This is a genomic window from Hyphomicrobium denitrificans 1NES1 (assembly GCF_000230975.2).
In the GTDB taxonomy this organism is placed as follows: Bacteria; Pseudomonadota; Alphaproteobacteria; order Rhizobiales; family Hyphomicrobiaceae; genus Hyphomicrobium_B; species Hyphomicrobium_B denitrificans_A.
On the sequence record NC_021172.1, the window covers coordinates 884,992 to 911,914 of the forward strand.

The 26,923-nt window shown below is 60.7% G+C and carries 29 protein-coding genes and 1 tRNA gene; 15 read left to right on the forward strand and 15 right to left on the reverse strand.

From position 1 onward, the window contains the following. Entirely contained in the window at positions 1–1,146 is a 1,146-nt protein-coding gene (locus HYPDE_RS04140; protein WP_015597111.1) for an SAVED domain-containing protein, read from the forward strand. Then, positions 1,143–2,678: a nucleotidyltransferase gene (locus tag HYPDE_RS04145; protein ID WP_015597112.1), complete on the forward strand. Its 1,536-nt coding sequence runs from the start codon at positions 1,143–1,145 to the stop codon at positions 2,676–2,678. The genes HYPDE_RS04140 and HYPDE_RS04145 overlap by 4 nt, the downstream gene beginning before the upstream one ends. A 57-nt stretch (positions 2,679–2,735) precedes the next feature. Here the strand turns inward: HYPDE_RS04145 and HYPDE_RS19305 are convergent, their stop codons facing one another. Both HYPDE_RS19305 and HYPDE_RS19065 read right to left on the reverse strand, forming a co-directional pair. Beyond that, on the reverse strand, positions 2,736–2,891 hold the full coding sequence (locus HYPDE_RS19305) for a hypothetical protein (protein ID WP_187290864.1): 156 nt from the start codon (positions 2,889–2,891) through the stop codon (positions 2,736–2,738). Between the two features lie 165 nt (positions 2,892–3,056). Continuing rightward, a complete protein-coding gene (locus HYPDE_RS19065; RefSeq protein ID WP_015597114.1) occupies positions 3,057–3,791 on the reverse strand; it encodes a DUF2726 domain-containing protein in 735 nt (244 codons plus the stop codon). A 178-nt stretch (positions 3,792–3,969) separates the two neighbouring features. Here HYPDE_RS19065 and HYPDE_RS04155 point away from each other — a divergent pair, with 178 nt between their 5' ends. The 3 genes from HYPDE_RS04155 to HYPDE_RS04165 all read left to right on the forward strand — a co-directional run bounded on the left by HYPDE_RS04155 (position 3,970) and on the right by HYPDE_RS04165 (position 5,548). Further along, positions 3,970–4,353 (forward strand): hypothetical protein, encoded by a 384-nt coding sequence (locus tag HYPDE_RS04155; protein ID WP_015597115.1) that lies wholly within the window; start codon positions 3,970–3,972, stop codon positions 4,351–4,353. A gap of 376 nt (positions 4,354–4,729) precedes the next feature. Next, positions 4,730–5,092 carry a DUF3768 domain-containing protein gene (locus HYPDE_RS04160; protein WP_041319970.1) on the forward strand — a complete coding sequence of 121 codons (363 nt, stop codon included), beginning with the start codon at positions 4,730–4,732 and terminating at the stop codon, positions 5,090–5,092. Positions 5,093–5,203: 111 nt separating this feature from the next. Beyond that, positions 5,204–5,548: an SHOCT domain-containing protein gene (locus tag HYPDE_RS04165; protein WP_244437773.1), complete on the forward strand. Its 345-nt coding sequence runs from the start codon at positions 5,204–5,206 to the stop codon at positions 5,546–5,548. A 13-nt stretch (positions 5,549–5,561) separates the two neighbouring features. Here the strand turns inward: HYPDE_RS04165 and HYPDE_RS04170 are convergent, their stop codons facing one another. The 9 genes from HYPDE_RS04170 to HYPDE_RS04210 form a co-directional block, all read right to left on the reverse strand. Then, positions 5,562–6,908: a type IV secretory system conjugative DNA transfer family protein gene (locus HYPDE_RS04170; protein WP_015597119.1), complete on the reverse strand. Its 1,347-nt coding sequence runs from the start codon at positions 6,906–6,908 to the stop codon at positions 5,562–5,564. 1,056 nt (positions 6,909–7,964) lie between these two features. Continuing rightward, complete coding sequence (locus tag HYPDE_RS04175) at positions 7,965–8,537, reverse strand: Fic/DOC family protein (protein ID WP_015597122.1); 573 nt, start codon at positions 8,535–8,537, stop codon at positions 7,965–7,967. A 9-nt stretch (positions 8,538–8,546) separates the two neighbouring features. Beyond that, on the reverse strand, positions 8,547–8,768 hold the full coding sequence (locus tag HYPDE_RS04180; protein ID WP_015597123.1) for a hypothetical protein: 222 nt from the start codon (positions 8,766–8,768) through the stop codon (positions 8,547–8,549). Between the two features lie 732 nt (positions 8,769–9,500). Continuing rightward, positions 9,501–9,743 carry a cysteine rich repeat-containing protein gene (locus tag HYPDE_RS04185; RefSeq protein ID WP_015597124.1) on the reverse strand — a complete coding sequence of 81 codons (243 nt, stop codon included), beginning with the start codon at positions 9,741–9,743 and terminating at the stop codon, positions 9,501–9,503. 62 nt (positions 9,744–9,805) lie between these two features. Beyond that, a complete protein-coding gene (locus tag HYPDE_RS04190) occupies positions 9,806–11,056 on the reverse strand; it encodes an FAD-dependent oxidoreductase (RefSeq protein WP_015597125.1) in 1,251 nt (416 codons plus the stop codon). A gap of 9 nt (positions 11,057–11,065) precedes the next feature. Next, positions 11,066–11,440, reverse strand: a complete 375-nt coding sequence (locus HYPDE_RS18445; RefSeq protein WP_015597126.1) for a c-type cytochrome — start codon at positions 11,438–11,440, stop codon at positions 11,066–11,068. Positions 11,441–11,618: 178 nt separating this feature from the next. Next, the gene (locus tag HYPDE_RS04200; RefSeq protein ID WP_015597127.1) at positions 11,619–12,023 is read right to left on the reverse strand and encodes a hypothetical protein; all 405 of its coding nucleotides are present in this window, start codon (positions 12,021–12,023) and stop codon (positions 11,619–11,621) included. Positions 12,024–12,095: 72 nt separating this feature from the next. Continuing rightward, complete coding sequence (locus HYPDE_RS04205) at positions 12,096–12,812, reverse strand: hypothetical protein (protein ID WP_144061192.1); 717 nt, start codon at positions 12,810–12,812, stop codon at positions 12,096–12,098. 195 nt (positions 12,813–13,007) lie between these two features. Beyond that, positions 13,008–13,081: transfer RNA gene (locus tag HYPDE_RS04210), tRNA-Gln, on the reverse strand. Between the two features lie 274 nt (positions 13,082–13,355). Between HYPDE_RS04210 and HYPDE_RS04215 the strand changes: the two genes are divergently transcribed. Continuing rightward, positions 13,356–14,618, forward strand: a complete 1,263-nt coding sequence (locus HYPDE_RS04215; protein WP_144061193.1) for a Ppx/GppA phosphatase family protein — start codon at positions 13,356–13,358, stop codon at positions 14,616–14,618. Further along, positions 14,615–15,346, forward strand: coding sequence for an RlmE family RNA methyltransferase (locus HYPDE_RS04220; RefSeq protein ID WP_432263861.1), 732 nt, complete (start codon positions 14,615–14,617; stop codon positions 15,344–15,346). Before HYPDE_RS04215 ends, HYPDE_RS04220 begins: the two co-directional genes overlap by 4 nt. On the opposite strand, the gene HYPDE_RS04225 is transcribed toward HYPDE_RS04220, so the two are convergent. Next, the gene (locus HYPDE_RS04225) at positions 15,334–15,687 is read right to left on the reverse strand and encodes a hypothetical protein (RefSeq protein WP_244437774.1); all 354 of its coding nucleotides are present in this window, start codon (positions 15,685–15,687) and stop codon (positions 15,334–15,336) included. The two genes, HYPDE_RS04220 and HYPDE_RS04225, sit on opposite strands and share 13 nt — an antisense overlap. Positions 15,688–15,949: 262 nt before the next feature. Here HYPDE_RS04225 and guaB point away from each other — a divergent pair, with 262 nt between their 5' ends. The 4 genes from guaB to HYPDE_RS04245 all read left to right on the forward strand — a co-directional run bounded on the left by guaB (position 15,950) and on the right by HYPDE_RS04245 (position 20,120). Next, positions 15,950–17,461 (forward strand): IMP dehydrogenase, encoded by a 1,512-nt coding sequence (guaB, locus tag HYPDE_RS04230; protein WP_015597132.1) that lies wholly within the window; start codon positions 15,950–15,952, stop codon positions 17,459–17,461. Between the two features lie 36 nt (positions 17,462–17,497). After that, positions 17,498–17,920, forward strand: coding sequence for an MAPEG family protein (locus HYPDE_RS04235; protein WP_015597133.1), 423 nt, complete (start codon positions 17,498–17,500; stop codon positions 17,918–17,920). Between the two features lie 11 nt (positions 17,921–17,931). Then, positions 17,932–19,227 (forward strand): RsmB/NOP family class I SAM-dependent RNA methyltransferase, encoded by a 1,296-nt coding sequence (locus HYPDE_RS04240; protein WP_015597134.1) that lies wholly within the window; start codon positions 17,932–17,934, stop codon positions 19,225–19,227. Positions 19,228–19,532: 305 nt separating this feature from the next. Then, complete coding sequence (locus HYPDE_RS04245; RefSeq protein WP_041319975.1) at positions 19,533–20,120, forward strand: SET domain-containing protein; 588 nt, start codon at positions 19,533–19,535, stop codon at positions 20,118–20,120. Positions 20,121–20,130: 10 nt separating this feature from the next. Here HYPDE_RS04245 and HYPDE_RS04250 read toward each other — a convergent pair whose 3' ends face one another. Beyond that, positions 20,131–20,529, reverse strand: a complete 399-nt coding sequence (locus HYPDE_RS04250) for an SET domain-containing protein (RefSeq protein WP_015597137.1) — start codon at positions 20,527–20,529, stop codon at positions 20,131–20,133. Between the two features lie 69 nt (positions 20,530–20,598). Between HYPDE_RS04250 and HYPDE_RS04255 the strand changes: the two genes are divergently transcribed. From HYPDE_RS04255 to HYPDE_RS04265, 3 genes are all read left to right on the forward strand, one after another. Further along, a complete protein-coding gene (locus tag HYPDE_RS04255) occupies positions 20,599–21,048 on the forward strand; it encodes a TspO/MBR family protein (protein ID WP_015597138.1) in 450 nt (149 codons plus the stop codon). A 134-nt stretch (positions 21,049–21,182) separates the two neighbouring features. Beyond that, positions 21,183–22,730, forward strand: a complete 1,548-nt coding sequence (guaA, locus tag HYPDE_RS04260; RefSeq protein ID WP_015597140.1) for a glutamine-hydrolyzing GMP synthase — start codon at positions 21,183–21,185, stop codon at positions 22,728–22,730. A gap of 294 nt (positions 22,731–23,024) precedes the next feature. Beyond that, on the forward strand, positions 23,025–24,305 hold the full coding sequence (locus HYPDE_RS04265) for a tyrosine-type recombinase/integrase (protein WP_015597141.1): 1,281 nt from the start codon (positions 23,025–23,027) through the stop codon (positions 24,303–24,305). Here HYPDE_RS04265 and HYPDE_RS18685 read toward each other — a convergent pair. Next, positions 24,235–24,531 carry a helix-turn-helix transcriptional regulator gene (locus tag HYPDE_RS18685; protein ID WP_015597142.1) on the reverse strand — a complete coding sequence of 99 codons (297 nt, stop codon included), beginning with the start codon at positions 24,529–24,531 and terminating at the stop codon, positions 24,235–24,237. The genes HYPDE_RS04265 and HYPDE_RS18685 overlap by 71 nt on opposite strands. 258 nt (positions 24,532–24,789) lie before the next feature. Then, positions 24,790–25,629, reverse strand: a complete 840-nt coding sequence (locus HYPDE_RS04275) for a hypothetical protein (RefSeq protein ID WP_015597144.1) — start codon at positions 25,627–25,629, stop codon at positions 24,790–24,792. Positions 25,630–25,800: 171 nt separating this feature from the next. Here HYPDE_RS04275 and HYPDE_RS04280 point away from each other — a divergent pair, with 171 nt between their 5' ends. After that, a complete protein-coding gene (locus HYPDE_RS04280) occupies positions 25,801–26,805 on the forward strand; it encodes a LysR family transcriptional regulator (RefSeq protein ID WP_015597145.1) in 1,005 nt (334 codons plus the stop codon). Positions 26,806–26,923 lie beyond the last annotated feature (118 nt).

Below are 26,923 nucleotides of genomic sequence, written 5' to 3' on the forward strand. Positions count from 1 at the left end.
ATGGCGCAGGGTCCGAACAAGTCGGTTTCCACCAAGACACGTCTCATTCTATGGGCGCGAGGCGCGGGCCGCTGTTACTACTGCAACAGGGATCTGATCGGTGACCTCATCTCGCTGAGTCCTCGGCTCGTGAAAGGACTCGTCGCTCATATCGTAGCCGAAAAGCCCGACGGTCCGCGAGGTGACTCTATCCGCTCGCCTCTGCTCGTCGACAATGTCGATAATTTGATGCTGATGTGCCACGATCATCATCGTCTGATCGACGAGGAGAAGCCCGCAGAATATCCGGAGAGCCGCCTTCTTGCGATCAAGCAAGCTCACGAGCGGCGCGTCCAGGTGCAATCTGCCATCACCCAGGATAGGGCGACTCGCGTCCTGCGCTATGGAGCACGGATCGGGCTTAATGAGTCGCTGGTGGATCTCTCGGGTATGCACAACGCTGTGTTCCCCGGTCGGTATCCCGAGACGCTTGAAGCGATAGATCTCGAGATTGTCGGCTGTCAATTCTCCGACCACGAGCCGGAGTATTGGTCATATCAGCAGGAGAACCTGCGTCGGCAATTCGATAGCAAGGTGCGGGGGCGCATCGAGAAGGGCGAGCTCCGTCACGTGTCCGTGTTCGCGCTTGCACCGCAGCCTCTCCTGATCGAGCTGGGTCGTCAGCTCTGCGATATCGTGCCGGCGGATGTGTATCAAAGGCACCGCGAGCCCGCCACGTGGGCATGGCCGTCCGACGGAGCCGAGGTCCAGTTCGAATTATCCCGGCCGGCGTCGAAGCACCGCGAGATCGCCCTCAAACTCGGCGTGAGCGCGTCGATAACGGATGAGCGGATCACAGACGTGCTCGGGCGCGATGTATCGATCTGGTCGATATCGGCGGAGAACGGTCATAACGATTGCCTGAAGACGGCATCCACGCTGCGCGCCTTTCGCCAGCACATGCGCAGGATTTTTAACGACATCAAAGTGGCCCACGGCGAGAAAGCGACGATCAACGTATTCCCGGCGATGCCCGTTGCGTTGGCCGTCGAGTTGGGCCGGGTCTGGATGCCGAAGGCCGACCTGCCGATGCGCATTTTCGATCAGAACAGGTCTCGAGACCGCTTTATCAGCACTCTCGAGATTCAAGCACCGAAGGCGCCATGACCCAGATTTTCCGATACAAGATTCTCGATGATCTGCTGGAAGATCTGGCGGAAGAGCTCGACGTGCCGGCGAGCCGTTATGAAGCGGCGGAGCGTGCCTACAAGTCCGTCGGCGCCTGGCTCGAGCGACCAGAGTCCGCGCTACGCGTACTCAAACCTCGAACTTACGTTCAGGGCTCTTTCGCTCTCGGCACCGCGACGAAGCCCGTTACCGATGAGGATGATTATGACGTGGACGCCGTTTGCGAGCTCCAGCATTCGAAAGCCAGCGTTACGCAACAACAGCTGAAAGATTCGTTGGGCGAGGAACTGCGGCTTTATGCGCGTGCTCAGAGCATGAACGAGGAGCCGGAGCGCCGTAATCGATGCTGGATGCTCCCGTACGCGGATGAGGCGCAATTCCATCTCGATGTTTTGCCGTCACTTCCAGATGCTGCGACGGCACAAATTCTCTACGAACAGAGGGGGCTAACCAATCCGTGGGGCGGGTCTGCGCTCGCTATCACGGACGAGCGCCATCCCGAGTTCAGAGTGATCTCTCCACGCTGGTTGCGGAGTAATCCAAAAGGGTACGCTGCGTGGTTCCGGTCGCGGATGGCAGTCGTGTTTGATCAGCGGAGGCGAATGCTTGCTGAGCGCGCCCGCGCGAAAGTTGAGGATATTCCTGAGTACAAGGTCAAAACGCCCCTTCAGGCGGCGATCCAGATCCTGAAACGGCATCGTGACATCTGGGCACTCGACCAAGCCGATCGCAAGCCGATCTCGATCATACTCACCACGCTCGGTGCACGCGCCTATCAGCAAGAGACGTCCGTCGCGGCCGCGCTTTTCCGGCTTCTTCAGGATATGGATAAATACATCGAGCGGCGGGGCGCGGCGACGTGGATCGCAAACCCGTCGGACCCACTCGAGAATTTCGCGGACCGGTGGATTCTCGAACCGGATCGCGAGGTTGCTTTCCACGAGTGGCTGGAGCGCGCAAAGAGCGACTTCCGAACGGCTGCATCGTACTCCGACAGGGCACAGCTCATAGCCGTCCTATCGGGAGGACTCGGCGAGAGGGCAGTCCGCGTCGCCGCAGGGAAGCGTGTCGCGACGCCGGGTCTGCTTGTAACGATCTCGCGAAGCCTGAAGCAGTTATTCAACGCCCCGCATCGTGAGAAGCCGGCGTGGCCGGAAGCGCTCGCCAACAAGGTCTCCATCGCCGACGCCCGAGTCGAACAGAAGGGTTTTAGGCCCAAGAAGTTTACCAGCGATGGCGGTCCGCTTCCGAAGAATTGCTCTCTCACGTTCATCGCTCAGACGGACGTGCAGCATCCCTACAGAGTGTACTGGCAGATCGTGAACACCGGCGCAGATGCGACCCGGGCAAATGGACTGCGGGGGCAGTTCGAAGAAGGCATCATCGAACGCGGAACGCTTACCCGCAAAGAGGGCACTGAGTATGCCGGAACACATTCGATCGAATGTTTCATCGTCAAGGATGGACTCCTCGTCGCGAGAAGTCAGCCCTTCATCGTGAACATTAAATAGCGATCATTTATTCGTCAGAGGATGAGAGGGTAAAGGATCTCCGCGCCATCGCGTCTGTTATTCATGCGCGTTGAGATCGGGCGCAAGTTCATCAGCTCCGAAGTGTACGGTCCCAGATGTCATCGGCTCCTGCTCATCGGGCAGAACCCGCGAGCGCAGTCGGTCGCCGTGGGCTTCCTTGACCAGCGCGTTGCGCTTGCTGCTAACGGTCATGGGTCGTGGATGTAGCGTAGCCTTTGGTCGGACGCGGCGATGCTGGTAAGGAAAGGGGAGACGCGGGGCCGCCGTCGTGGACCAGCCACTCGACATCGTATACCAAAAGGCCTGGTCTTATGCCGTCGCCGAATCTCCGCGCAGCCGTGTGGCGGTGCACGCAGGTCAGGGTCGTTTCCCGGTAAAGCGCGCCAATGGATCCTCGGCGCCACGGCCGCCGTGCTGAAGCAGGACTCTTTTGACTTCGCCCGCCACGCCGTCCCTGTTGTAGCGCGCGGGAACCTCGAGCAGGGTAACGCCCGCGTTGGTAAGGGCCTCGCGCTTCACCGCATCGCGCAGGGCGGCGTTGCCCTGGTAATGACCATGGCCTTGGTATTCGACAACAAGGGCCGCAATGCCGAACCGGTCCACGATGACGAAATCGGCGCGTTTGCTGTTGATGGAACGGTAGGCGAGGTCGTCGTTTCCGTTTCCCCACGTTCCCCGCACCGGGCGCAAGATTTCGCCGAGGCTCGTTTGCGCCATCACGCGGAAACCGTCGTTTACCTCCCGCGCCACCTTCTCGAGAATGAGCAGCACCTGGAACTCGCCCTTGTTCAAGAGAGGCTGGGTCTCGAAACGAACCCGCGAGACGAACTCGAGCTGGTTCCTGGGGTCAGCAACGTCGCTGGCTGCTGACGGGGGCCAGCGCCGCCAGGGCGGTCTTCCGAAAACGATCTTGCGCAGCGGCCCGAGCAGGAGAAAGCCCAGGACGGCGAGGAACACCATCGTCGGGATGATCGACGCGAGATCCGTGAGGTTATCTTGAAATGACTGCATGCGGCCCGCCCATGGCACCAGGATCGGCGAGGTTAGGCCCCAATGGCAAAGAAATTCCTCAGTACTTCCGGCATTGATCACAATCCTGTTTAGGGGCCCGCAATCCGTACATGTTGCGGAAATTTAAATTGAAATCCGTTGCGATCGGATTTGTTCTATCGCCACTCCACCAGCAGGCAGATGGGATTTCAGTTCAAACCGCAACCAGGTGCGCAAACCGGGTCCGCGCCTGATCGCCTTTTGAGGGAGGTATACCCCCATGATTTCGCATGATCATGCGCCATCGATTCTCATTGTCGACAGGTCCATGTCCTGCGGGTGGCGTTTGTGCAGGTCTCTTCTCGAGAAGGGAGCTACAATCCACGTCTTCCATGCGTTCGAACCCGCCCTGCGGCTTCTCAGGTCGAAAAAGATCGACACGGCAATGATCGAGTTCGACGCCGACGAGGCGGCGTTGGAATTTTGCCGGGAAGCGGATGCGCGGTCGGTTGCGCTGGTCTTCACGCCTCTGCCGAAATCGACTATCCGCTCCAAGGCGTCACTTCAGTTCCTGTTCACGTCGGCATCTCAGGGCTTTTCACCAAGTGACGGCCGATCGCCGGCCGCCGTCCTCCCGAACGATTTCTCAACCCCGATGCAATAATCTTCCGCACCCAGCGGACGAGGCGACCATCGCCTCGAGGTTGTCGTTAGCCGCCTTTAGTTCCTGCACGGCCTTGACGATCAGCGGGGTGAAGCGATCCGAGTCGTGGTTTCGGCCTGCGGCTTCGATCGCTGGCGCCGGGAGCGAACGCCCCTCATTTGGATAGCTGTCGAGCGTTGCGCGGGCTAAGTCCGCGGCCGTCAAGGGTTCTAGCCGCTGTGCGGCCGCGCCTACGGCGCGCCCTTGACCGCGCGGCGCCCGCGCGAGGATCGGCTATCGCAATGGGTGGCGACGAAAAGAGGGGTGTATAGTGGGGACAGTCCTCCGCGCACTCCGGACTCCGAATGGTCGGGGTTCGGTAGCGCAGGAGGAATCCATGACAAGCGCAGTTCCAGGCGCGGATAACGTTAGCGCTATCCGTGCGCTTAATGATGCGTTCCGGAAAGGGGATCGGCCTGAACTTGGGCAGGTTGTCATGACGAATGGCGTGACCGAGCTAATGTCGACATCGCCGTTCGGGTTCGTGATGCTCAATGCGAAGATACGGGAATTCGACGCCTTTGATGACGCGAATGACCCGTACGGCGAGCACGACTTTGGCAGCTGCGAGCACCGAGGCCGGAAGGTGTTTTGGAAGATTGACTATTACGACAAGACGCTCGAATCCGGTTCGGAAAATCCGGCCGACCCGGCCGTCACGACACGCGTGCTCACGATCATGCTTGCCGACGAATACTAAACGGCGAGCAAAAACCTCTCCGACGTCGGCGAGGTTTTTCTTGTTATTGATCCCGCTCAAGGAGCGAAGGACGGGTGGCGTCTATTTTTTAATTCCGACAATGGCTGCAAAATGCTGAAGCTGACTAATTATATTGTGGGCTTGGTTACCTACTCGGGCGGTTCAAAAGTAGCGCTGGCACAAGTGAGTCCACCGCCTACGCCGGACGGGCAATGGCACATGATGCATGACTGGAGCACGTGGCCTGGTGGCATGTGGCTTGGTCCAATTTGGATGATCGTGTGGCTGGCAGTATTGGTCACCATCGTTATCGGTCTCGGTCGATGGCTTGGCGGTACCGATACCCATAGGCCGGTGCCAACGGCACGCGACATTCTCGATGAGCGCTATGCGCGCGGCGAGATTGATCGCGACGAATACCTGAAACGCAGGCAGGATATCGCTGGCGGGTCGTGAGTAAAGCGAGCCTTCATGAGATCGCCCCCCGGGGATGGTCAGTCAGAAATCTCCGTATCCCGGCATCGATCTTCGCGCGGCCCCGCGCGAATCTGGAGCGGCTGAGCGCGACGATGCGATGGGGCCGATGATTGATCGGCTTTGGCGGCGGCAGCATATCGAGGAGAAGAGGCGGGGAGAGGCTATCGCCTTGAAGGAAGCGGCCGCAGGCGGTGAAGTTGGCGAGCTGGATAAGCTGTTGCGATGGCGTCGTTTCGTGCATGCCGCTGCCGGTGTATTCGATCTGGGACTCGAGCGCCAAGTGGCCAGCAATCGTTTCGGCATCCTGAATGCCGACGCGGAATGAAACGAAAGAGCCGACATTGCCGAAGATCGTCGCGCGCAGCGAGCGGTCGACCTCATCGAGCTGCGCGAGGAGCTGGTGCGAGAGAATTGCGCCCAGTGCATATTTGCGGGCTTCGCTCAGGATGATCTTGAAACTGGCGCCGGCGTAAGCGGGAAACTCATCGGCATAAAGGTAGAAGGGGCGGCGGTCGTACTCGGGAATGACGGAACGGGAGAGCGCCGCCTGCGCGATGATCGACGTGAGAAGAGCGCCGAGCATGTAGGTGCTAATCTCGTCGAGGCCGGAGAGATCGGCGATGAGAATACCGCCCTCATCCATAAGGCGGCGCACGCTGAAGGAGCTTGTCGACTGCCCGAGAATGTTGCGCAAGAGCGGATTGCTCAGGAAGTGATCGAGCTTGTTCAGAATTGGAGCCGTCGCTTGGTGACGATAAGCGCGGTCGCCGGCAACGAAGCGGACGTTCCAATAATGCGCGACGACCGGATCGGTGATGCGCGCGACGACTTTCTCGCGGTAGGCGTCGTCGGTCAGAAGCCGGGGGATGCGCAGCAGGGAAGGGAACGGGGCTTCCATGAGTGCCCGGAGCGCGTTGCGCAGGATCTCCTGCGAGCGATCGGCAACGGCTTCCTCGCCGAAGATGTGCAGGAATGCGGCGACGATGTTGCCGGCGACATTTGCCTGCGCATCGCGCGGGATGCGATCAAGCACGTTAAGGCCGATCGGATGTTCGATGTCCGTCGGTTTGAAGTAGACGACGCGATGCGAACAGTCCTGCGCGGTAGGTATGAGGGACAGGACATCAGTCGCGAGTGAGCCGTGCGGATCGATGAGCGCGAGGCCGTGGCCGGCGGCGGCGTCTTGCGCGATCATGTTGGCGACGAGCGAACTCTTACCCGTTCCTGTTTGTCCGACGATGTAGAGATGACGCAGCCGCGCAGCAGACTCGAGCAGCACAGGCTCGCCGCGATGGTAGGCGACGACGATGGGCCGCGTTTGGTAGGAAGTATGGATCAAGCCGAGCCCCGAGGTCGAAAGCCCGGACGCACACTCCGGGCACTGGCTGACGAAACCTGGGTGCCAGGTTTTCTCAACCCATCGCGACTAAGGCATCGCGGACCAGCGCGGCGCGGTCCTCGAGGTTCGATTGAGCCACACACTGGTGGCCTAGCCTTCAGTGTACAAGAGAGCGTGCGACGTTCGGCAACTGCGGTGGACAAGGGTTGCGCCTTGGCGTGGCCGCTGGCGGCCGCATACGGATCGGATAGCAGTAGGAAAGCGCGGCCGTGAGGCGCGGGGGTCAAGGGTCTTCTCGAAAAGAGTAGCGTTCTAGGTCGCTACCAAGCTCGCCCTTGACGCTGCGCCGGCCGCGCTAGGATGGTTGCTATCGACATCCGTAGCATCGCCGCAGCGCTTTTATGATGCGATGCTGCGCGAGAGCGTTGCGCATTTCCCCCCACCCCCCAAGCGAGCCCGCAGGACGCGAGCGCAGCCCGCCCCAGAAACAGCGAGCGCGATGGCAGCGACCATGTTTCGTCGGCGGGTTTGTCGGAGCCCCCGGAGCGAAGCGGAGCCCGAAGGGCGAGACGAGGAGCATCGGACGCGCGGCATTTCGTGTGTTCGTTAGCCCCACTGGACTAACGCGACGCACCGCGCGTCCGATGCCCCGCAGGCGAGGGGGCGCCCGGCGCTGCCCGGCCGACCTCGTGCCGCCAGCCGAGCCCGCGATCGGCGCTCCACCGGCGCGAAAGTGAGCGCTCTGTTTGGCCAACACCGAAGAGCACACCAAACGCGGGCGAGTGCCGCCAGTTCCGTCGTTAGTGTGGTGCTGCGCAAGCTTGCACACACTCGACGGAATGGCGGCACGAGGTCGGGCGGCAGCCCGACAAAGGGGGTGGGGGGAATGCGTTGAACTGGCGTGCCTTTCGCGTCGCGAGCCCTCTCCTTCGCCCTACAAACGCGTGTAGGGGTGCGTGTAGGGGCGCCTGCGCTATCGGACGCGTTCGATACCGCGTATCGCGACGTGTCCGATAGGGAAGGAAGCCGGCCAATGGAAGTGGGATGTTCACGTACCTACGCTGCGAGCTCGGCGATGATGTCGGCAAGGACGTTCTCATTGCCGCCGAAGCTCGCGATCATCGCTTGGAGCACAGCGTCCGGATCGAGTTTGTCGAGATCGAGTGGGTGTCCGGCCTGGTGGGCCAATAACGTGAGGAAGGTGAGCTGCGTTCTGCCGTTGCCCTCGCGGAATGGATGAATGGCATTGAGCTCCGCGAGAAAATGCGCGGCGCCTTTCGCAAACGCGCGCGCTTCAAGGCGCTGCAGGTAGCGGTGTCTTTTGAGCCAGGCAAACAGGCGGGCTACCTCGCTAGCGATGTTCTCCGGATAGCAAAATAGGCTCTCGCCCTTGGCTATGCGGATCGTGCGGTATTTTCCGGCCCAGGTGTAAACGTCCTGGAAAAGGTGATGGTGGATGGCGCGATAGTGGCTTGCGGATAAGCGGCCATGCGGAAGCGGTTCTTCCGAGCGCGCGAATGTCATGGCTGTTTCGAAGCGCTCAAGCGCGCCCGCCGATGTCAGGCCAGCCTTGTTCTTGAGGACGTCCGTGCCGGGATAGCAATACGGGTCGCGTTCGGCCTCGTACATGCCCGGTGCTTATTTCTTGCCGTACTTAGCTGCGAGTTCTGTGCGGCGGCGGCTGGCCGTCATGCTTTCGGTGCGCGTGAGGTCTTCGCTCATGCTGCGCGAAAGCTTGATCCCTTCAACTGAGCTGATGCTGCCAAAGGCCTGACGACCGAGTATGAATTGGCCGGTGCGGGAATCACGTTTGACCCACTTGCCCACGCTCTTTCCGCCCTTTGAAATCGTCTTTGCCATTGTTGAACTATAGCACGTGAGCTGTCGGCGTGCATGCGGTATGTCGCGAGTGGGGGGAGCATGCGAGAGAGCAGCAAAACCCGTGTCGCAGAATATCTGTTTTGCGACATGCAAAGTCGGTTTTGTCAAGCTCTGAAGCATACTTGATGGTAGCACGAAAAATTTTGAGAACTTTTGCGTGCGGGGGTGCACCATGTGTGCAGTGGCTCAAGTTCGAGCTGGCGCTGCTACATATCTATATGACTGCCGCTACTCGATTGACGATTTGGTTTGCGCCGATACGCTGATCGCACACAGCGCTAGCGAGAAACCGCCGCCTCGTGCGGGGTTTTGATTTTGGGAACCAGGTGTGTGAGTAGTTGAGATGCACGAAGCAAGATCGTCTGACTGATCGCGCTTCCCTGGCTGGCAAGCGAAGCGATCGAGGCCACTGGCGCGGCCGCCCTTAATTTCTTCCTTGATGCATTTGGTTTTGTATTTTGCTTTAAGCGTCCCTATTTTTAAGTCTGTAAATATAGATATGGATATAAATACTATTATAGTGTCGTGTTGCTTTACGCGCTGCGTCGCGTTTCTTTACGCAGGGTGTCGCGCAAATTCACGTAAGTGTCAGGACACGCGACGGTGTGTAAGGAGTTTTGACAAGGTGTAAAGGTTCGCGACGAGGTGTAAGGAATCTTGACACCAGTGGATCGCGATTTCAGCACCGCCTTTAAGACGCGTCTAATTTCGTTACCCCTGTCCCCTACCAGGGCCTGTCGTATCGAGGGCTTTCTTGCAGGCCGCAGAGACCTTGTCCTTGTTTGCCTCGAGGCACGCGCGAACCTCGCCTTGGCCGTGTTTTTTTCCTGCGCAATACTTCGGTATGTCATCTTTGCAGGCCGTCGCGACAGGGCCGGTTTGTGCGAAGGCCGTGCTCGAAAGCAAGGTGGCGGTAATAGCAGCGACTAATCCTTTGGAAATGGTTTGGAGCATTGCACGCGTTCCTTTTCTTTGAGGGCTGGAGCCGAGGCCGAGACGGCTTCTAATTGCCAGCGTTAGAAAAAGGTATCGGCCATGAGAGCGTCAAACCATTTTCCCATGTCTTTGAAATTATCTGCCGTCCAGCCGTTGGAAGCAGCAAAGGATTTGGCGGCTGGGACCATGGATTTTGAGCCGCTGTCATACTGAAACACCGCCGTGAGCCAAGCTGCTTCCGTCTGCGTGATCGTTGAGTAGCAAGCCGAATTGGTCACCGGTGAGGGGTCTGGGTGCTGGCCTGAGAAAATGCGCAGCAGGGCGTCGGCGCAGACTTTTGCTTCCTGGTTGGCAATGTGACCGGCTTTGGGCTGCGCTGTCGCGATCGAGTCGCCGATGACGTGCACGGTCGGCGCGACAGTACTCGCGTAGCTTAGCACGTCGACGGGTGCGAAACGGCCATCGCCACCACTTACGAGACCCGTGGCTGCGACAAGCGTTGCCGCGCGTTGTCTGGGGATGAGATTGATGACGTCCCCACGGACGCTGCCGCTATTTGTCGATAGGGCCATTTGTCGGGGGTCGGCTGAAGTAATCTCGATACCGCTGCGATATTCGATGGTCTTGGCATACAGGTCTCCGAAGGCCCGAGAGAAATTCTCCTTTTCGACGATGATGTCCGGATTGGCGTCGAGCACGATCAGCTTGGCATTGGGCTTCATTGTCTTGAGCCAATCTGCAATCAGGCAGGCGCGCTCATAGGGGCCTGGGGGACATCGATAAGGCGGTTTTGGTATGGTCAGCACGACCACACCATTGGCCGGCATTTCGGTGAGTTGCTTTGCAAGCGTGGCTGTTTGCGGCCCGGCTTGCCAAGCATGGACGATCCGGCCTTCCTCGTTGAGCCCGGGCACTGGATCAAAACTGATGCCTGGCGCCATGACGACACGGTCTGCGCTGAGCTGGCCGCCCGAGGCGAGGCGGACTGTCGTGCGGATGGGGTCGACCTCAACGGCTTCGTCGATCACGACATCCACGCCGTAGCGGTTGCGCAGGGCATCGTATCCGAAGGTCAAGCTGGGTAGCGATCGCTGGCCGGTGAGAACGAGACTGCTCAGGATGCTCGAGACGTATTTCGCCTGGCGCTCGATGAGAGTCACTGCCACCGTGTCTCCCCACAGACGTAGGTACTTGGCTACGGCCGCGCCGCCCATGCCGCCGCCGATCACGATCACTCGGGCCTTGGGTTTGGCTGGTGGAAGCGCCCACGCGGGTTGGGGCAGCAGCGCAAGTGCTGCTGATGTAGTTTGAAGAAAGGTGCGGCGATCCATGGTGGCACCTCAGCGTTGGCCGGACAGCCACTGCGCAATATCGCGCAGCTGCTGGTCGGTGTAGCCTAACGCGTGCCGAGTCATGATGCCCTCGCCCTCCGCTCCCGACTGGTACTTCTCGAGCTTTCGCATGAGCTTATTCGCGGGCTTACCCACCAATGCGTCAAAACCGGCTGCCGCCTTGTTCGTACCGTGACACTGGGAACAATTTGACGCGAGGAGCCGACCCGTGGGGCTCACCTGGTTTTCGGCTGACGATGCATCGGTTATCCCCATCACTGCTACGACGCCGACCAGCATGATGCAGCGGGTGACGCGACGTCGTTCCCCTTTTCGGGAGCAATCGAAGGCCGCTATGGCCCGTCGTTTTTCGCGGACATTCATCGCAGACCTCGCGTAAGGGAACTCGCGATAACTGCTTATTGCGGCAACCACCGCTCACCTTGGATCTCAACTCAGTGGCAGGCTAGTGCTGCGTGACGCCGTCGCTTTGATAAGGATCAAGCTGAAAGCAAGTCGCATGAGAGCGACCATAGATCCCGTCGCGACATCGGTCACGCGTTCAATCTCCGAAAACCATGGCCTTCGTGACCTCAACAGTGTCGCGCCATTTCTGCGTCGACCGGAGGTAGCCGGTTTCGGGTTGAAGTTCGATGAGGTCCACGTCACGCAGGCGCTTGATCATCGCGTGAATGGACTGACGGGAGAAGCCGAGGCTCTGGCCGAGCTGCTCTTTGGAAGCGAAGCACCAGCCCGGCACCGGGCTATGCGTGCTCGAAAGCTTATGGACGCTGTCGGCCAGGCAATACTCATGAATGGAGATACCGAGCTTCTTGCGGGCTGAGTGTAGGATGAGCGTATAGCGTGCCTCTTCCGTCTGCAGGCGCTTGCGCTTCTGTTGCGCAGCGTGGCGTCGCTCTTCAACACTCTCTGCCTGTGATCTCAGGTTGATACGATTGAACGCCATAGGACGTACTTGCATTATAGCGCGGCTAACTGGCGCCAGACGGTTATCAACAGTCGGGCCATGTCTGCTTCCCTACTGCTGATGCTGTTCAGCGGAATTGTCGTTGCGCGGGGCTCCGAGCTGGAGCTGCTGCATGATCTTTTGAAGACCTTGGATCAGGACGTTCGTTTCCTTGGCGCGTTCGGCCATGGTGCTGATCTGCTCGTCTTTGACGGCCATCTGGCCCGTGAGGAGCCCGATCATTTGATCCTTCTCCTTGATGCGCTCATCCTTCTCCTCGAGGCGCCTTTCAAGCTGCTCGACAACGATTGCATGATCGCGCGCCAGATCTGGCGACAGGTCGCGACAGGTCGCGACCTGTCGCGGCTCGTCGTCGCCGTTGTGACCCGCGTCTTCTATGGGAGGGTGGCTGTCGTTGCTTGTCGCGTCCTGTCGCGACAAGTCGGGACTTGTCGCGCCAAGGCGCGACCCGTCGCGACCTGTCGCGCTCGCCAACTCGGCAATCTGCGCGATGTGCCGTGCGACGGACTCGGGGGTGATTTTGTACTGAACGCCAAACGGCGTTTCCTGGCGCAAGCAATCGAGCTCGCCGTTCTTGCAGTACCGCTGGATGCTGCGCAGCGTGCGAGGGTACCCTGCGTGGTCGTAGCTCTGCTGCGCTTGCTCGATCGACAGCACATATTGGTCGGGGCTTGTCGCGACCTGTCGCGACACGTCGGGGCTTGTCGCGGCTCCGAATTGCGGATCTGGCATTACGCGCAGTGTAGCAAGAACTTGCCGCCGCCCCATCAGTTTATCCCCATGTGCTCTCAAAACTGTCTTCAGGCAACGCTCGACTCTCCTGCCAACGGTGCGCCAGAGCTAGCGAAGTGGGGAACCCTAGAGGAGCGTATGAAAACTTTTAGGCGCGCTGCTGGTAAGACACCTACGAGACATAACGGCGATTGGCGAGAGGGAGATGGCTCGTTAAGTCATTGATGTTGTTGGCTGGGGGACTAGGATTCGAACCTAGACAGGCAGAGTCAGAGTCTGCAGTCCTACCATTAGACGATCCCCCAAAGCCGGGATCTGACGAGCCTGAGGCTTCGCCGAAGCGCGGGTCATAGCAGCAGGCTCGGGCGGCTGCAAGCTCACGGTCGCAGTCCGCGGTATTTTGACGATTTGGCCATTCCGCCGTGCAAAAGCGGAGTTCGTCGCGTGCCACGCCGCTCGGCGCTTTACGCGAGTTCGCGACCTGCTACACTCATCGCCAACAGAGGTCCAGATGATTGGCCTGAAGAGCGCGGCGGCGGTGCTGCCAGCCGTCGTGATACCAGGTTCTGGAGAGACGTTTTGAAACCAGATCACCCAGATCCTGGCACGCCGGTCGGTGCCGAGCATCTGTCGAAATCCGATGAACCCGTTGGGTCTGTTGGGCACGCGCGTCCGGATCAGAGCCGAGTTAACGGCCGTAGTCACCATATCTCGGAACGTCCTGCGGCCAGGGATATGACGGGGCTCCAATTCCCATCTCGCGCCGGGTCGCCGTCCGCGGGCTTTGCCGATCCGATCTATGGCGCTCTCGATCTTGGAACGAACAACTGCCGCTTGCTGCTCGCCCGTCCGTCACGCAGGGGCTTCCGTGTCGTCGATGCTTTTTCGCGGATCATTCGACTTGGAGAGGGCGTCAGCCAATCCGGGCGGCTTTCCGATCAGGCGATGAACCGTACGATGGAGGCGCTGAAGATTTGCGCAGGAAAGCTGCAGCGTCACCGCGTGGCGCGGGCGCGCATGGTTGCGACGCAAGCCTGCCGCGTCGCGGAGAACGGACATTCGTTCGTCGCCAACGTCAGGGACAGTTTCGGGCTCGATATCGAGGTTTTGACGCCTGAAATCGAGGCGCGTCTCGCGGTCGCTGGGTGTGCGACGCTGATCGATCCCGAAACCGAGTTCGTGCTGGTGTTCGACATCGGTGGTGGTTCGTCGGAGATTATCTGGCTCGATATGACCCGGCTTGGGTCGCGCCGTGACGTGCTGGCGGGACGTTGCGATATCGATGATGCCGTTGTCGCGTGGGAATCGCTCCCGGTTGGCGTCGTGACGCTTGCCGAGCGGTTCGATGGCCGTGCGGTGACGCTTGATAGCTTCGCCGCGATGTCGGATGCGGTAACTCAGCTCCTCGTTCCGTTCGAAGCGCTGCATCGGTTCCGCGAACGTGTTGCGGGGCGGAAGGTCCATTTTCTTGGCACGTCCGGAACGGTGACGACCATCGCGGGCGTGTTGCTCGACCTCGAACGATATGACCGCAAGCGCGTCGATGGTATCTGGCTCAACACATCGCAGATTGACGACGTAACTTCGCGTTTGCTCGGTTTGAGCTACGAGGATCGCATTCTCGAACCCTGCATCGGCCGAGAACGGGCCGATCTCGTGCTTGCCGGCTGCGCTATTCTCGATGCCATCCTGAAACTCTGGCCGGCCGAGCGGCTTCGGGTCGCGGATCGCGGACTGCGCGAAGGCATCCTGATGCGTCTTATGATGGAGGATGGCGTGTGGCGAACGGGGCGGCGACGTCGGGGTCGGTCGCGGCGTTCGGGCAACGGGCGAGCGCCGTGACAAACAATAAGAGTGGCGGAGGGAAGGGCCGCCGGCAAAGTCTGAGCGGCGGTCAACGACAGCTGCACACGTCCGTCAAGACGGCGCGCAAACGCTCGGTCTCCTCTGCGCGTTGGCTCGAGCGGCAATTGAACGACCCCTACGTTGCGGCATCGAAACGCGAGGGTCTCAGGTCGCGCGCCGCCTACAAGCTTCGTGAGATCGACGCTCGCTACAACTTTCTAAAACCTGGACAACGCGTCATCGACCTCGGTGCGGCACCCGGCGGCTGGTCGCAGGTCGCCGCCGAGCACGTCAAGGCAACCGGCGGCAAGGGACAGGTCGTTGCCATCGACTACCTGAACTTCGAGCCGATCCCGGGCGTCGAGATCATCGAAATGGATTTCACCGATCCGAAAGCGGAAGACTTGCTCAAGTCTCGTTTGCGCGGTGGAAGGGCCGATGTCGTTCTGTCGGACATGGCGGCGCCGACGGTCGGGCACGCCAAAACCGATCACCTCAGGATCATGGGGCTCGCCGAAGCGGCGGCGGCGTTCGCAGCGGATGTGTTGGAGCCTGGCGGCGTCTTTCTCTGCAAAGTGTTTCAAGGCGGGACCGAGCGCGATCTGCTCGACGCGTTGAAACGCGACTTCAAGGTGGTTCGCCACGTCAAGCCCCCGGCGAGTCGTGCGGAAAGTTCCGAGCTTTACGTTCTGGCGACAGGTTTTCGTGGACCTCAGGGCGACTGACGCGTGCGGACGAACGCGACTCGTTCGCCCGCGGTCATAGTCGCAGGAGCGGCAACGGCTGCCGCAAGCTCCAGCGCATTCGCGCACGCAATTGAGTGGCCCTGCCGGCGCTCCATCTCGTCGAACGCGGCGGAGAGTTCGAGCAGGTCTTCCATCTGGAGCCTGGGCGTGCCGAGCCTGAGGCTCAGCCGCGACTCACAATGGGCTTCAGACCATGCGAGAGCCGCTACTGGATGCTGGCGATCACTCCGCGACGGTTGCGCGCCGGGAAACGGGTCAATTGCGGCTAGCGACGTGCAGAGGACGATCAACCCGGCGCCCGCAAGGCCCAATCCGATCATTGCCCGCGCGTCAACCATATCGAATCCAAGCAGAATCCCATGGGGGCTTGCACCCCGTGCCTTCAACCTCTCAGACTCCGACGACAGGCATGTGACGACGGGAGGCGCCTATTTGGGCGCTCTCAACAATCCATTGACAGCATTACCATTTGACGCGGAACGAAGCGCTTCCAAGCCAGGAACCTTGGTGCTATAGACCGCGCGACAATGTTCCGCCCCAGGGGGCCTGAACGTGTCGCCCCCCAAAATTGGAGAAGTCAGCATGACTTCGAGCCTTTCGCTCGATTCGGGGATTGCGCTTACCTTTGACGACGTTCTGCTCGTTCCAGGTCCATCCGACGTAATGCCCGGACAGACGGATGTCTCGACCCAACTCACCAAGTCCGTACGTCTCAGCATTCCGCTCCTGTCGTCGGCGATGGACACCGTCACCGAAGCTCGCCTCGCCATCGCCATGGCGCAGGCTGGAGGCATTGGGGTTCTCCATCGCAATTTGACGATCGAAGAGCAGGCCCGACACGTCGCGCAGGTTAAAAGGTACGAAAGCGGCATCGTACTCAATCCTGTCACCATTTCTCCGCGCAAGACGCTGGGCGAAGCACTGAAGCTGATGGCCGACAACGGGGTCACCGGTGTTCCCGTCGTCGAGAGCACGACCGAAGGCCCGGACGGCAGCGCAGGAAAAGGCAGGCTCGTCGGCATCCTGACCAATCGCGACGTGCGGTTTGCGGTCAGAGTGGATCAGCCCGTCTCCGAGCTGATGACGAAGGAAAACCTGGTGACGGTGAAGCGCAGCGTATCGCAAGACGAAGCCAAGCGCCTGCTGCATCAAAATCGCATCGAAAAACTGATTGTCGTCGACGATCACGACAACTGCATCGGCCTCATCACTGTCAAGGACATCGAAAAAGCGGCGAAGTATCCGCATGCATCGAAGGATGCGCATGGCCGCCTCCGGGTCGCTGCGGCGACGACGGTCGGAGAGGACGGCTACGAACGGACCGAACGGCTGATCGACGCTGGCTGCGACGTGATTGTCGTCGATACGGCGCATGGGCATTCGGCGAAGGTGATCGATGCCGTTGCGCGCATCAAGCGGCAGTCAAACAGCGCACAGGTTGTTGCGGGCAATGTCGCGACGTCGGATGCGACGAAAGCGTTGATCGATGCGGGCGCGGATGCCGTGAAAGTCGGTATCGGGCCGGGCTCGATTTGTACGACGCGGATTGTTGCGGGCGTCGGCGTTCCGCAGCTTACCGCGGTGATGGAGTGCTCCAAGGAAGCCGCGCGCGCGGGAATCCCGGTTATCGCGGATGGCGGCATCCGGTTTTCTGGTGACATCGCAAAGGCGATCGCAGCCGGAGCGTCGTGCGTGATGATCGGCTCTCTGCTAGCCGGCACCGACGAAGCGCCGGGCGAGACCTATCTCTACCAGGGACGGACCTACAAGTCGTATCGCGGTATGGGATCGGTCGGGGCGATGGCGCGCGGTTCAGCCGACCGTTATTTCCAGGCCGAAGTTCGCGACACGCTGAAGCTTGTACCCGAGGGTATCGAGGGACAGGTTCCTTATAAGGGACCGATGGACTCGGTCGTGCATCAGCTCGTCGGAGGCCTGCGCGCCGGCATGGGCTACCTCGGTGCGAGGACGATCCCCGAGTTCCAGAAGCGAGCAAAGTTCGTGCGCATCTCGCCAGCGGGCATCCGCGAAAGCCACGCGCATGGTGTTCTGATCACGCGGGAAAGTCCGAACTATCCGGGTTCCGGCGTCTAGCGCTATTGTTCCCGGCACGCTGTTGCGGAGGTATCGATGGCCGTCACCGATTTCCTGCTACCGGTATTCGTTCTGGTGTTCCTCACGTTCATCTTGCTTTTGCGGACGGCGGTGGGACGCGTCTCCAGCCTTCGGAGCGGCGAAGTCAAGCCTGACGATATCGCGCTCGGCGAGCCGGGATGGCCGAAAACCACCACGCAGTACGGAAACGCGTTCAAGAACCAGCTTGAGCTGCCGGTGCTTTTTTATGTGTTGGTCGCGTTCATCTTGATAACCAGGGTCGGCGATTTGTTGTTGCTGGTGTTGGCGTGGATTTTCGTCATCCTGCGCCTCGCCCATGCTTACGTCCACACGACGAATAACAACGTACTCGTGCGCGGCCGCGTCTACGGCGGCGGCTTGGTCGCGTTGCTGGCGATGTGGGTGATCTTTGCCGTCAAAATCCTGACGGGCACCTGAAGGGACATCACATGAGACCTGGAGCCCGGATCGCCGCGGCGATCGAGGTTCTGGAGGCGATCCTCAATCGTTACCAGCCCGTCACCATCGCACTGACCGATTGGGGCAAGGCGCATCGCTTTGCCGGTTCCGGTGATCGCAACGCGATCGGCGGGCTTGTCTATGATGCGCTTCGGCGGCGCGCCTCGCTTGCCTGGGCGCTGGGAGAGGACAGTCCGCGCGCTCTTGCCATCGGAGCTGCACCGTCGGCTCTCGGGCTGTCGGCGGATGTTGTGATCGCAGCTTGCGACGGGTCCGAACACGCGCCACCGCCGTTGTCGGACGCAGAGCGCGCCGGACTGACGCGCGATATGAGCGCGGCGCCCGATGCCGTACGCGCCGATATTCCGGAGTGGCTTTGGCCCTCCTTTTCAGCGCAGTTCGGAGAAAATGCCGTAGCTGAAGGGGAAGCGATGGCGCGGCGGGCGCCAGCCGATCTGCGGATCAACACGCTGAAGTCGACACCGGAAAAAGTCCTGAAGGCGCTTCTCCCGTTCGGTGCGTTGCCGTGCCCGGTTTCGCCTGTCGGAGTTCGCGTCCCCGCCCCTGCCGGTGCTCAGCGGACGCCGAACCTGCAGGCCGAGGCGGCGTTTCAGGCGGGCTGGTTCGAGATTCAGGACGAGGGATCGCAGATCGCCGCACTTTTGTCCGGTGCGGGCCCGAGAAAACAGGTCCTCGACCTTTGCGCCGGCGCGGGGGGAAAGACTCTGGCGCTTGCGGCCCTGATGCAGAACACCGGGCAGCTCTACGCCTACGATGCAGACCGTTATCAGTTGAAGCCGATTTTCGAGCGGATCAAGCGCGCGGGCGTTCGCAACGTGCAGGTTCTTCGCGCGGGCGATGAGGCAGCGCTCGCGGCGCTCGGCCCGCGCTTCGACGTCGTTTTGGCAGACGCTCCGTGCACCGGTACGGGCACGTGGCGGCGGCGTCCGGATGCCAAGTGGCGGCTGAAGCCCGAAGCGCTCGCCGCGCGCCAAGCCGAGCAACGGTCGGTGCTTGGCCGCGCGGCGTCGCTGGTGAAGCCAGGCGGGCGGCTCGTGTACGTCACCTGCTCGATTTTGCCCGAGGAGAATGTCGAGCAGGTTGCGGCGTTCTTGGAAACGCATGACGCGTTTCAAGCCGTACCGACCGGCGACGCCTGGGCGGCTGCCGGTCTGCCCGGTGAAGTTCCAGCCTCGGCCGATGGCCGATCCGACTCGCTCCTGCTTACGCCTGCCCGTCACGGCACGGACGGCTTCTTCATCGCGGCCCTGACCCGGGTGGCTTAAACGAAGTTTCTGTGGATTGAGGTTTTGCTGCATCCCCGAGCGGCTACGCCGTGCGGCGTGTCCCTTATTCGTCGGCGTTCAAATTTTTTCGGCAATTTCCCATTCGAATCTGAACTTCCAGAAATAAAAAGTGAGCGGAGCTTGGGCACGTAATTGCCTATTTTTCATCGTTGACATCGCACGCAGCGAAACTATGTGATGCGGCGTTTGCCGTCAGGCTGTCGGCAAACCGAGGGATACGAGCCATGCTTCGCTTTGAGCGTCTGTGGCGTGCCCCGCTCGTTGCGGCCAATTGAGGTCAATGAATGAGCGGTAGGGCCCACTCCTTCCTCTCTCCGAAATGCGACGTCCATCCCATACCGAACCGCGGCGGCCATATGGTCGTTGCGCGGGAGGCTATCGCCAAGGGCGAGCTGATCGTCGTCTGGAGCGGTACACTCGTCACGGGTGAAGAGCTGAACGGTATGCCTCCGACGGTCCGGCGCTATTCGCTGCAGGTCGAGGAAAACCAGTATCTCGTGTCGCTATCCGACTGCGAACCGCCGGATTACGTGAACCATAGTTGCGATCCGAACTCCGGGCTTTCCGGGCAGATCACGCTGGTCGCGATGCGCGATATCCTGCCCGGCGAAGAGATCACCTACGATTACGCGATGAGTGATGGCTCGCCCTATGACGAGTTCACGTGCTCGTGCGGATCGCCCCACTGCCGCGGGCATGTCTCCGGCGAGGACTGGCGACGGTCAGAGCTTTGGCAGCGCTACGCGGGCTATTTCTCGCCATACCTGCAACGGCGGATTATGGGCGCTCAGGTTCTGAGCGTGCTTGGCGTCAGACGGCGGCGCGCGAGCCGGAAGCATGCGTCGGGAGTTTCTGTCGTTCAGGGGCAGTGAGTTCTGGTCTTTAACCGGCGGTGCCAAGCTTGGCGCTGACGTGCGCATCGAACGTACGATAGTCGCAGGTCAGCTCTTCTCCGGAGGCGATGTCGCGCGTCGCGATATCGTAGCCTTCGATGGCACCGGGTTCGTGCACTCCGGCCGTGTTAGGTTCGTCGGCGTGATTCATGAACCGGGCATTGTCCGCACAGAGAACGAACAAACCACTGGTTGCGTCGAGGTAGGCGTGATCGAGAATGTTCGAGCGGGCGGGTTCCGGCAGGTTATCGATATCGGCCTCGGTCAGCAACCGGTCATAGGCGGCCATGAACCGCCAAGTGACCTCTCCCTTCTTGATGTCCTGATCGGCAAAGAGTCCGATCCCGGCGATTGGGCTCGGCCCCAGGCGTGTCTTGACCATCAGCATGAAATAGGGTGCCTTCAGTGACCGGGGTGGCGCGGCTTCTTTAGCCGATGATCAGATAGAGAGTGGGAATTGACGAAATTCATATCGTTTTTGGTCTTTGCGGCGCTGGTGGTGCTCGCCGCCTCAACCGGGACGCACTTCCTGCCGGGTGATTGGTACGCAACCATCAACAAGCCGGTATGGACTCCGCCAAATTGGGTTTTCCCAATCGTTTGGACGATTCTTTATATCGTTATTGCTGTCGCCGGATGGCTGGTGTGGCAAGCGGTCGGATGGTCGCCCGCGATTCTTATTTGGGGCGTCGGCCTCTTTTTCAATGGCTTCTGGTCATATCTGATGTTCGGCCGCCACGATATTGCGACGGCGCTTGCCGACATTGTGCAGCTCTGGGTGACGATTCTGCTGTTCATTGTGGCGGCGTGGAATATCGAGCGGCGTGCGAGCTATCTTTATTTGCCGTACCTCGCGTGGGTTTCGTTTGATGCGGCGCTTAACTTTGCGATCTGGCAGATGAACTGAGCGTTCCGGCGCGAGATGGTATCCTGCCGCGGTGGACCGGCTTTGCCACCTTCGGCCGGGTGCTGCGTTGCGGCCGTTGCAGCCTCCTCCGTATTCGCGTAGGGGATGGCCTTGAATAAAGGGCCTCGCGAACTTTGACCGACAGCGTTCTCATCATCGATTTCGGCAGCCAAGTTACGCAGCTCATCGCGCGCCGCGTGCGCGAGGGGGGCGTCTACTCGGAAATCCATCCCTACCAGAGCGCCGCCGAAGCGTTTGCCAAGCTCAAGCCGAAAGCTGTCATTCTTTCCGGCGGTCCCGCGTCGGTGACGGAGGCGGGGTCTCCGCGCGCTCCGGATGGGGTTTTTTCGTCGGGCGTGCCGGTGCTCGGTATCTGTTACGGCCAGCAGACCATGGCGGAGCAGCTCGGCGGCAAGGTCGAGGCAGGGCACCATCGGGAGTTCGGGCGGGCGTTTCTGTCCATCGATAAGCCGAGCCCGCTGTTCGACGGATTTTGGTCGCCGGGGACGCGCCATCAAGTCTGGATGAGCCACGGTGATCGCGTGACGCGCCTGCCGGACGGATTTCAGGTTATCGCGACGAGCGAGAACGCGCCGTTCGCGGCGGTCGCCGACGAAGACCGGCATTTCTACGCCGTGCAGTTTCATCCCGAGGTGGTTCATACGCCGAATGGCGCGAAGCTGATCTCAAACTTCGTCCATAAGATTGCGGGGCTGAAGTCCGACTGGACGATGGCGGCCTACCGGCGTGTGATGATCGACAAGATCAGGGCGCAGGTCGGCAAAGGCCGGGTCATTTGCGGCCTGTCGGGTGGTGTCGACAGCGCCGTCGCGGCCGTCCTCATTCATGAGGCTATCGGCGATCAGCTCACCTGCGTGTTCGTCGATCACGGTTTGATGCGTTTGGGCGAGGCGGATGAAGTGGTCCGGCTGTTCCGCGACCACTACAACATTCCACTCGTTCACGTCGACGCTTCCGAGCAATTCCTCAATGCGCTCGCCAGGGTTTCCGATCCGGAGACGAAGCGCAAGACGATCGGCAAGCACTTTATCGATGTCTTCGAGACGGAAGCGAAGAAGATCGGCGGCGCCGATTTCCTTGCTCAAGGGACGCTTTATCCGGACGTCATCGAAAGCGTGTCGTTCACCGGCGGGCCCTCGGTGACGATCAAATCTCACCACAACGTCGGCGGCTTGCCCGAGCGCATGCACATGAAGCTCGTCGAGCCGCTGCGCGAACTTTTCAAGGACGAGGTTCGCGCGCTCGGTCGCGAGCTTGACCTGCCGGAAGCATTTGTCGGGCGCCATCCCTTCCCGGGCCCGGGGCTCGCCATCCGCATTCCGGGTGAGATCACACGCGAGAAGCTCGACATTCTGCGCCAAGCCGATGCGATCTATCTCGATGAGATCCGCAAGGCCGGTCTTTATGATGCCATCTGGCAGGCGTTCGCCGTATTGCTTCCCGTTCGTACTGTCGGCGTCATGGGCGACGGCCGGACATACGATCATGTCCTGGGACTCAGAGCAGTCACGTCCGTCGATGGAATGACGGCGGACTTCTTCCATTTCGACATGGCGTTTCTCGGCCGCGTCGCGACGCGCATCATCAACGAGGTTCGCGGCGTCAACCGCGTCGTCTACGATGTGACGTCAAAGCCTCCCGGCACGATCGAGTGGGAATGATTTTGGCCCGTCCCAGGGTATCCCGCAGTATCCCGTAAACCTACGTAAGTCACTGATAAATAATAATAACTCATTCGGCACCTTCCGGAGACCATCGGCCGGCAGAGACGGTATCTGACGGACTGCCTGACGGTCTCCTTTCTCATTGCACAATTCGAGTTGGCTCGATACCGTCAGGGTCAGAGCGCCCTCTGACGGTCTTTTTTCAGAGCTAATAGGCTGAAAGAAAAAGGATTTTCTGTCACGGGGATGCTGGAAACGGCCTGACGGTCTTTTTTAGCGGAGGCGTGCCACATGTTGACGGATGCAGCCCTTAAGTATCTGAAAGGAAAAGACAAAAATTACAAGGTGACGGACCGGGACGGCATGTATGTGCTCGTCCGGCCGTCCGGGACTCTCACCTTTCAGCTCGACTACCGCATGAACGGACGGCGTGAGACCGTCACGTTCGGCAAGTATGGTCCCGCCGGGCTGTCGCTTGCTCGGGCACGAGAGCTCTGCATCGACGCCAAGCGGGCGATCGCCGAGGGGCGATCGCCGGCGATCGAAAAGCAGCGGGAAAAGCGTCGCCTACTGGAAGCCAGGAGCTTCGGCGAATTCGGCGAGAAATGGCTGACGGCAGCGCCGATGGCGGGCAGCACGCGAGCCATGCGCCGAGCGATCTTCGAACGCGAACTGCTACCGGCGTGGCGCAACAGGCTTCTGACGGAAATCACGCCGGATGACCTGCGGGCTCATTGTGGCGCGATCGTCGAGCGAGGCGCGCCGGCGACCGCGATCCACGTTCGTGACATCGTCAAACAGATTTACGGCTTCGCAATTCTGCACGGCGAGAAGGTCGCCAACCCGGCTGACGACGTGGGCCCGGCCTCGATAGCGACCTTCGTCCCGAAAGACCGGTCGCTTTCGCCAACCGAGATCAGAATCATGCTCAAGCAGCTCGAGAAGGTGGCGACGCTGCCCACCATTAGGCTCGGCATGCGCCTCTTCTTGCAGACCATGGTGCGCAAAAGCGAGCTGCAGGACGCCGTTTGGGACGAGGTCGATTTCGAGAACGCCGTATGGACGATTCCGAAAGAGCGGATGAAGCGCTCGAAGGCACACAACGTCTACATGTCTCGCCAGGTGCTCGACATCTTCATCGCCCTAAAGACCTGTGCTGGCAATTCACGGTACGTATTGCCTTCGCGCTACGACGCCGATGCGCCGATGTCTCGCGCTACCTTCAATCGCGTCACGTATCTGGTGGTGGAGCAGGCGAAGAAGGAAGGGCTTCCGCTTGAGCCATTCACCGTCCACGACTTGCGGAGAACGGGCTCGACGCTGCTGAACGAACTGGGCTTCAACAGCGACTGGATCGAAAAATGCCTGGCGCATGAGGACGGCCGTTCGTCGCGCGGCGTCTACAATAAGGCAGAATACGAAGTGCAGCGGCGGCACATGATGCAGGAGTGGTCGAACATTGTCGACGCTTGGGTGGCGGGCCAGAAATATGCCCCTGATCTCATTCCACCGTCGATGCCGCTCTTGGAGCTCGACCCGGCGCTTTCACCGGCCGAGAGCGCCGTTGCGTAACGTCGGGGTGTTGCGCACGAGGTATGGGGGTGGATCGCCGCGACGCGAGCCATGCTTCGACTTCGCTCAGATCCCACACGACGCATCGTGGCGAGAGCGCGAAGCGTCGCGGGAACTCGCCGCGCTGTTCCATCTCGTAGATCGTACTGTCGGCGAGTGGGACCATCTCGCGCAACTGCTGGCGTCGAATGGTTCGCGGCGTCGTAACGTCGGTCTTGGACCGCATGATCCATCCCATCAAATTTCGTGTCTGGACGATTGAAACCGATTGTCGTCGGAAGATGGAAGGCATTCCGTCGAGTCATGGGGACATGGAGGGCGGCGGGACAGAGATCGGACGGATCCACGAGGGGCACTGCGGTCGGTGGCGCGCCTGGATCATGCTTCCCGGTGCACAAGCGCGCGCAGCGAGACCGACCAGCAGCACCTGCGCAGCGCGCTATGCTCAAGCATAAATTGAGAGCCCAGTCGGGGCGCGCGTCGTTTAGTGCCGCGCCACTTCCGCCCGACTGCGCCGGCGCAGCTGCCGCAGCGACAACGCGTGCAACAGGATCGAGCTCGGCACCACGAAAGCAGGGGTCAGCACACCCGGATAAGCGCCGGCACCGATGCTCGGCACATCCGGAACGATCAACTGTGTCGGACCGGGCGAGGTGATTGCGCCGAGCGTCACCGCGACGGCGAAGTCCGCGAGGCCAAGAATGTTCCAGGCGATCGCCGCCTTTCGTCCCCGAGCGGTGCCTGTCGCCGCGGCGATCGCGGCCGGCACGGCGAGCAGGCCGGTCAGCGTATCGCCGATTCCCGCCGGCAGGCCGAACACGGCGGGCAGCGTCCTATGCAGCGCGGCAACAAGAGCCCAACTGCCGAATATGCGGTAAAGCTGAAGAGCGACGAGCCAACTTGTGGGCATCGCATCAAGCAGCTGTCCCACTCGCTTCGACAGCAGCAACAGCGGCGCACCGATGATCACCGGCAGGAAGATCGCCGCCGGCAATACCGGCAAGCTCGTGCCAGTGCGGAAGAAGCCATTGATGGACGCACTCCAGGCGACGGCCATCCAAAGCGTGTATGGGATCATGACCGCCAGCCAGGTCGCGCGGCGTTGGTCGCCCGTCAGCTCGGCGCGCTCAAAACCGAGCCATAAGCCGACGCCGGTGAGCGCATAAGTCATTAGCCGGGCAGCCGTGCGCGAAACGCCGCTATCTGAGATCGTCGGCTGCCAATAGATCAGCAGTATCCACAAGAGCGTGAGCGGTGCGATCCAAAGCAAGCTTTGCCACGTGGCCCGCGGCGGAACGATACCAGCGGGAACGGCGGCGGTCATCAGCGGGTCTCCTTATGAATCCGGGTCTTCGTGGACGCCGCCTTGGACACCGCGGTCAGGATGTCGAACCGGCCGCCACGACCTAAGCAATTCGTGTCGAGACCCTGCTGAAAAGATAGAGGACGGAGAGCTAGTTTTCAGCGTCGATCTGTTCACATATGCTGTTCATTTATGAACAAGTCGCCCGGAGCATGGCAGTGGGACGATGTGCGCTTCTTTCTCGCCGTGGCGCGCACCGGGAGTCTATCGGCGGCGGCTCGCGCGCTGCGCGTCGGTCATGTCACGGTCGGCCGGCGTATTGCGCTGTTCGAGGCGCGTCTGGGCGTGAAGTTGCTCAACCGCACGCCAGACGGATTTGCTACTACGTCGGCCGGAGAGGCGGTTCTGCGCCAGTGTATCGCGATGGAGAACGCCGCCCTCGATCTCGAGCGCATTGCCGCTGGGCGCGACACGCTCGTAACGGGCTCGGTCCGAGTGACGACCACCGAAGCACTTGCCCATCAATTGGTTGCCCCGGCGATCGCCATGCTACGACAGCGCCATCACGAGCTACGCGTTGATCTAATTGCGGGTGTCCGTTCGCTCGATATCGCACGGCGCGATGCCGATCTCGCCGTGAGGTTTGCGCGGCCCTCGTCTTCGAACCTCGTGTGCCGGAAGCTCGGAGAAGTCGGCTTCTCCCTCTACGCGTCGCCACGGTATCTGGCGCGAGTGGGCATCCCCGCGCGACGCAAGGGACTTGCCGGCTGCGACCTGATAACTTTCTCAGGCGCGCCAGCCGCGACGAGCCCGTTTTTCATGGGCGAAACACTTGAGGGGTCCCGTATCGCGCTCCGCTGCGATAATCCGCTGATCCAGCTCAAGGCTGCGGTTGATGAGGTGGGTATCGCGGAGCTCGCCTGCTTTCTCGGCGACTCATCGCCGGACTTGGTGCGTGTCTGGCCTCATGAACCGCCGGCGCGCCGTACCGCATGGCTTATCGTCCATCAGGACATGCGCCGCGCGGCGCGGATCAGGGCCGTATCAGCGGCCATCGGAGACGCCTTCCGCCATCAACGAAGCATCCTGGAGGACGGAATTCGCACCCTTTCAGCGCCCATTGGAGGCACTATGCCGCGAGATCCGGCGACGCAGGTAACCGAAAAGAAGCGGCGTGCAATCATTGATCGCCGATAGCTTGGGACACTGGGTGGACTGATCTCGGCGGGCCATTGGAGCGCAAGGACCCGGCGGACCCGAAGATGGAGGTCGTGTAAGAACAAGATTCTCAATGCGAGTCATAGCCGCGGCATGC

Bases quoted from the DNA above. Each gene is read 5' to 3' on its own strand.
- HYPDE_RS04190 (WP_015597125.1), bottom strand. From the start codon at position 11,056: ATGGATCGCCGCACCTTTCTTCAAACTACATCAGCAGCACTTGCGCTG.
- HYPDE_RS04205 (WP_144061192.1), bottom strand. From the start codon at position 12,812: ATGGGGCGGCGGCAAGTTCTTGCTACACTGCGCGTAATGCCAGATCCG.
- HYPDE_RS04225 (WP_244437774.1), bottom strand. From the start codon at position 15,687: ATGATCGGATTGGGCCTTGCGGGCGCCGGGTTGATCGTCCTCTGCACG.
- HYPDE_RS04165 (WP_244437773.1), top strand. From the start codon at position 5,204: ATGCTGAAGCTGACTAATTATATTGTGGGCTTGGTTACCTACTCGGGC.
- HYPDE_RS04275 (WP_015597144.1), bottom strand. From the start codon at position 25,629: ATGACCGCCGCCGTTCCCGCTGGTATCGTTCCGCCGCGGGCCACGTGG.
- HYPDE_RS04265 (WP_015597141.1), top strand. From the start codon at position 23,025: ATGTTGACGGATGCAGCCCTTAAGTATCTGAAAGGAAAAGACAAAAAT.
- HYPDE_RS04200 (WP_015597127.1), bottom strand. From the start codon at position 12,023: ATGGCGTTCAATCGTATCAACCTGAGATCACAGGCAGAGAGTGTTGAA.
- HYPDE_RS04140 (WP_015597111.1), top strand. From the start codon at position 1: ATGGCGCAGGGTCCGAACAAGTCGGTTTCCACCAAGACACGTCTCATT.
- HYPDE_RS04160 (WP_041319970.1), top strand. From the start codon at position 4,730: ATGACAAGCGCAGTTCCAGGCGCGGATAACGTTAGCGCTATCCGTGCG.
- HYPDE_RS04180 (WP_015597123.1), bottom strand. From the start codon at position 8,768: ATGGCAAAGACGATTTCAAAGGGCGGAAAGAGCGTGGGCAAGTGGGTC.
- HYPDE_RS04145 (WP_015597112.1), top strand. From the start codon at position 1,143: ATGACCCAGATTTTCCGATACAAGATTCTCGATGATCTGCTGGAAGAT.
- HYPDE_RS04175 (WP_015597122.1), bottom strand. From the start codon at position 8,537: ATGTACGAGGCCGAACGCGACCCGTATTGCTATCCCGGCACGGACGTC.
- HYPDE_RS04240 (WP_015597134.1), top strand. From the start codon at position 17,932: ATGAGACCTGGAGCCCGGATCGCCGCGGCGATCGAGGTTCTGGAGGCG.
- HYPDE_RS04235 (WP_015597133.1), top strand. From the start codon at position 17,498: ATGGCCGTCACCGATTTCCTGCTACCGGTATTCGTTCTGGTGTTCCTC.
- guaB (WP_015597132.1), top strand. From the start codon at position 15,950: ATGACTTCGAGCCTTTCGCTCGATTCGGGGATTGCGCTTACCTTTGAC.
- HYPDE_RS04250 (WP_015597137.1), bottom strand. From the start codon at position 20,529: ATGCTGATGGTCAAGACACGCCTGGGGCCGAGCCCAATCGCCGGGATC.
- HYPDE_RS04280 (WP_015597145.1), top strand. From the start codon at position 25,801: ATGAACAAGTCGCCCGGAGCATGGCAGTGGGACGATGTGCGCTTCTTT.
- HYPDE_RS04245 (WP_041319975.1), top strand. From the start codon at position 19,533: ATGAGCGGTAGGGCCCACTCCTTCCTCTCTCCGAAATGCGACGTCCAT.
- HYPDE_RS18685 (WP_015597142.1), bottom strand. From the start codon at position 24,531: ATGCGGTCCAAGACCGACGTTACGACGCCGCGAACCATTCGACGCCAG.
- HYPDE_RS04185 (WP_015597124.1), bottom strand. From the start codon at position 9,743: ATGCTCCAAACCATTTCCAAAGGATTAGTCGCTGCTATTACCGCCACC.
- HYPDE_RS04155 (WP_015597115.1), top strand. From the start codon at position 3,970: ATGATTTCGCATGATCATGCGCCATCGATTCTCATTGTCGACAGGTCC.
- HYPDE_RS18445 (WP_015597126.1), bottom strand. From the start codon at position 11,440: ATGAATGTCCGCGAAAAACGACGGGCCATAGCGGCCTTCGATTGCTCC.
- HYPDE_RS19305 (WP_187290864.1), bottom strand. From the start codon at position 2,891: ATGACCGTTAGCAGCAAGCGCAACGCGCTGGTCAAGGAAGCCCACGGC.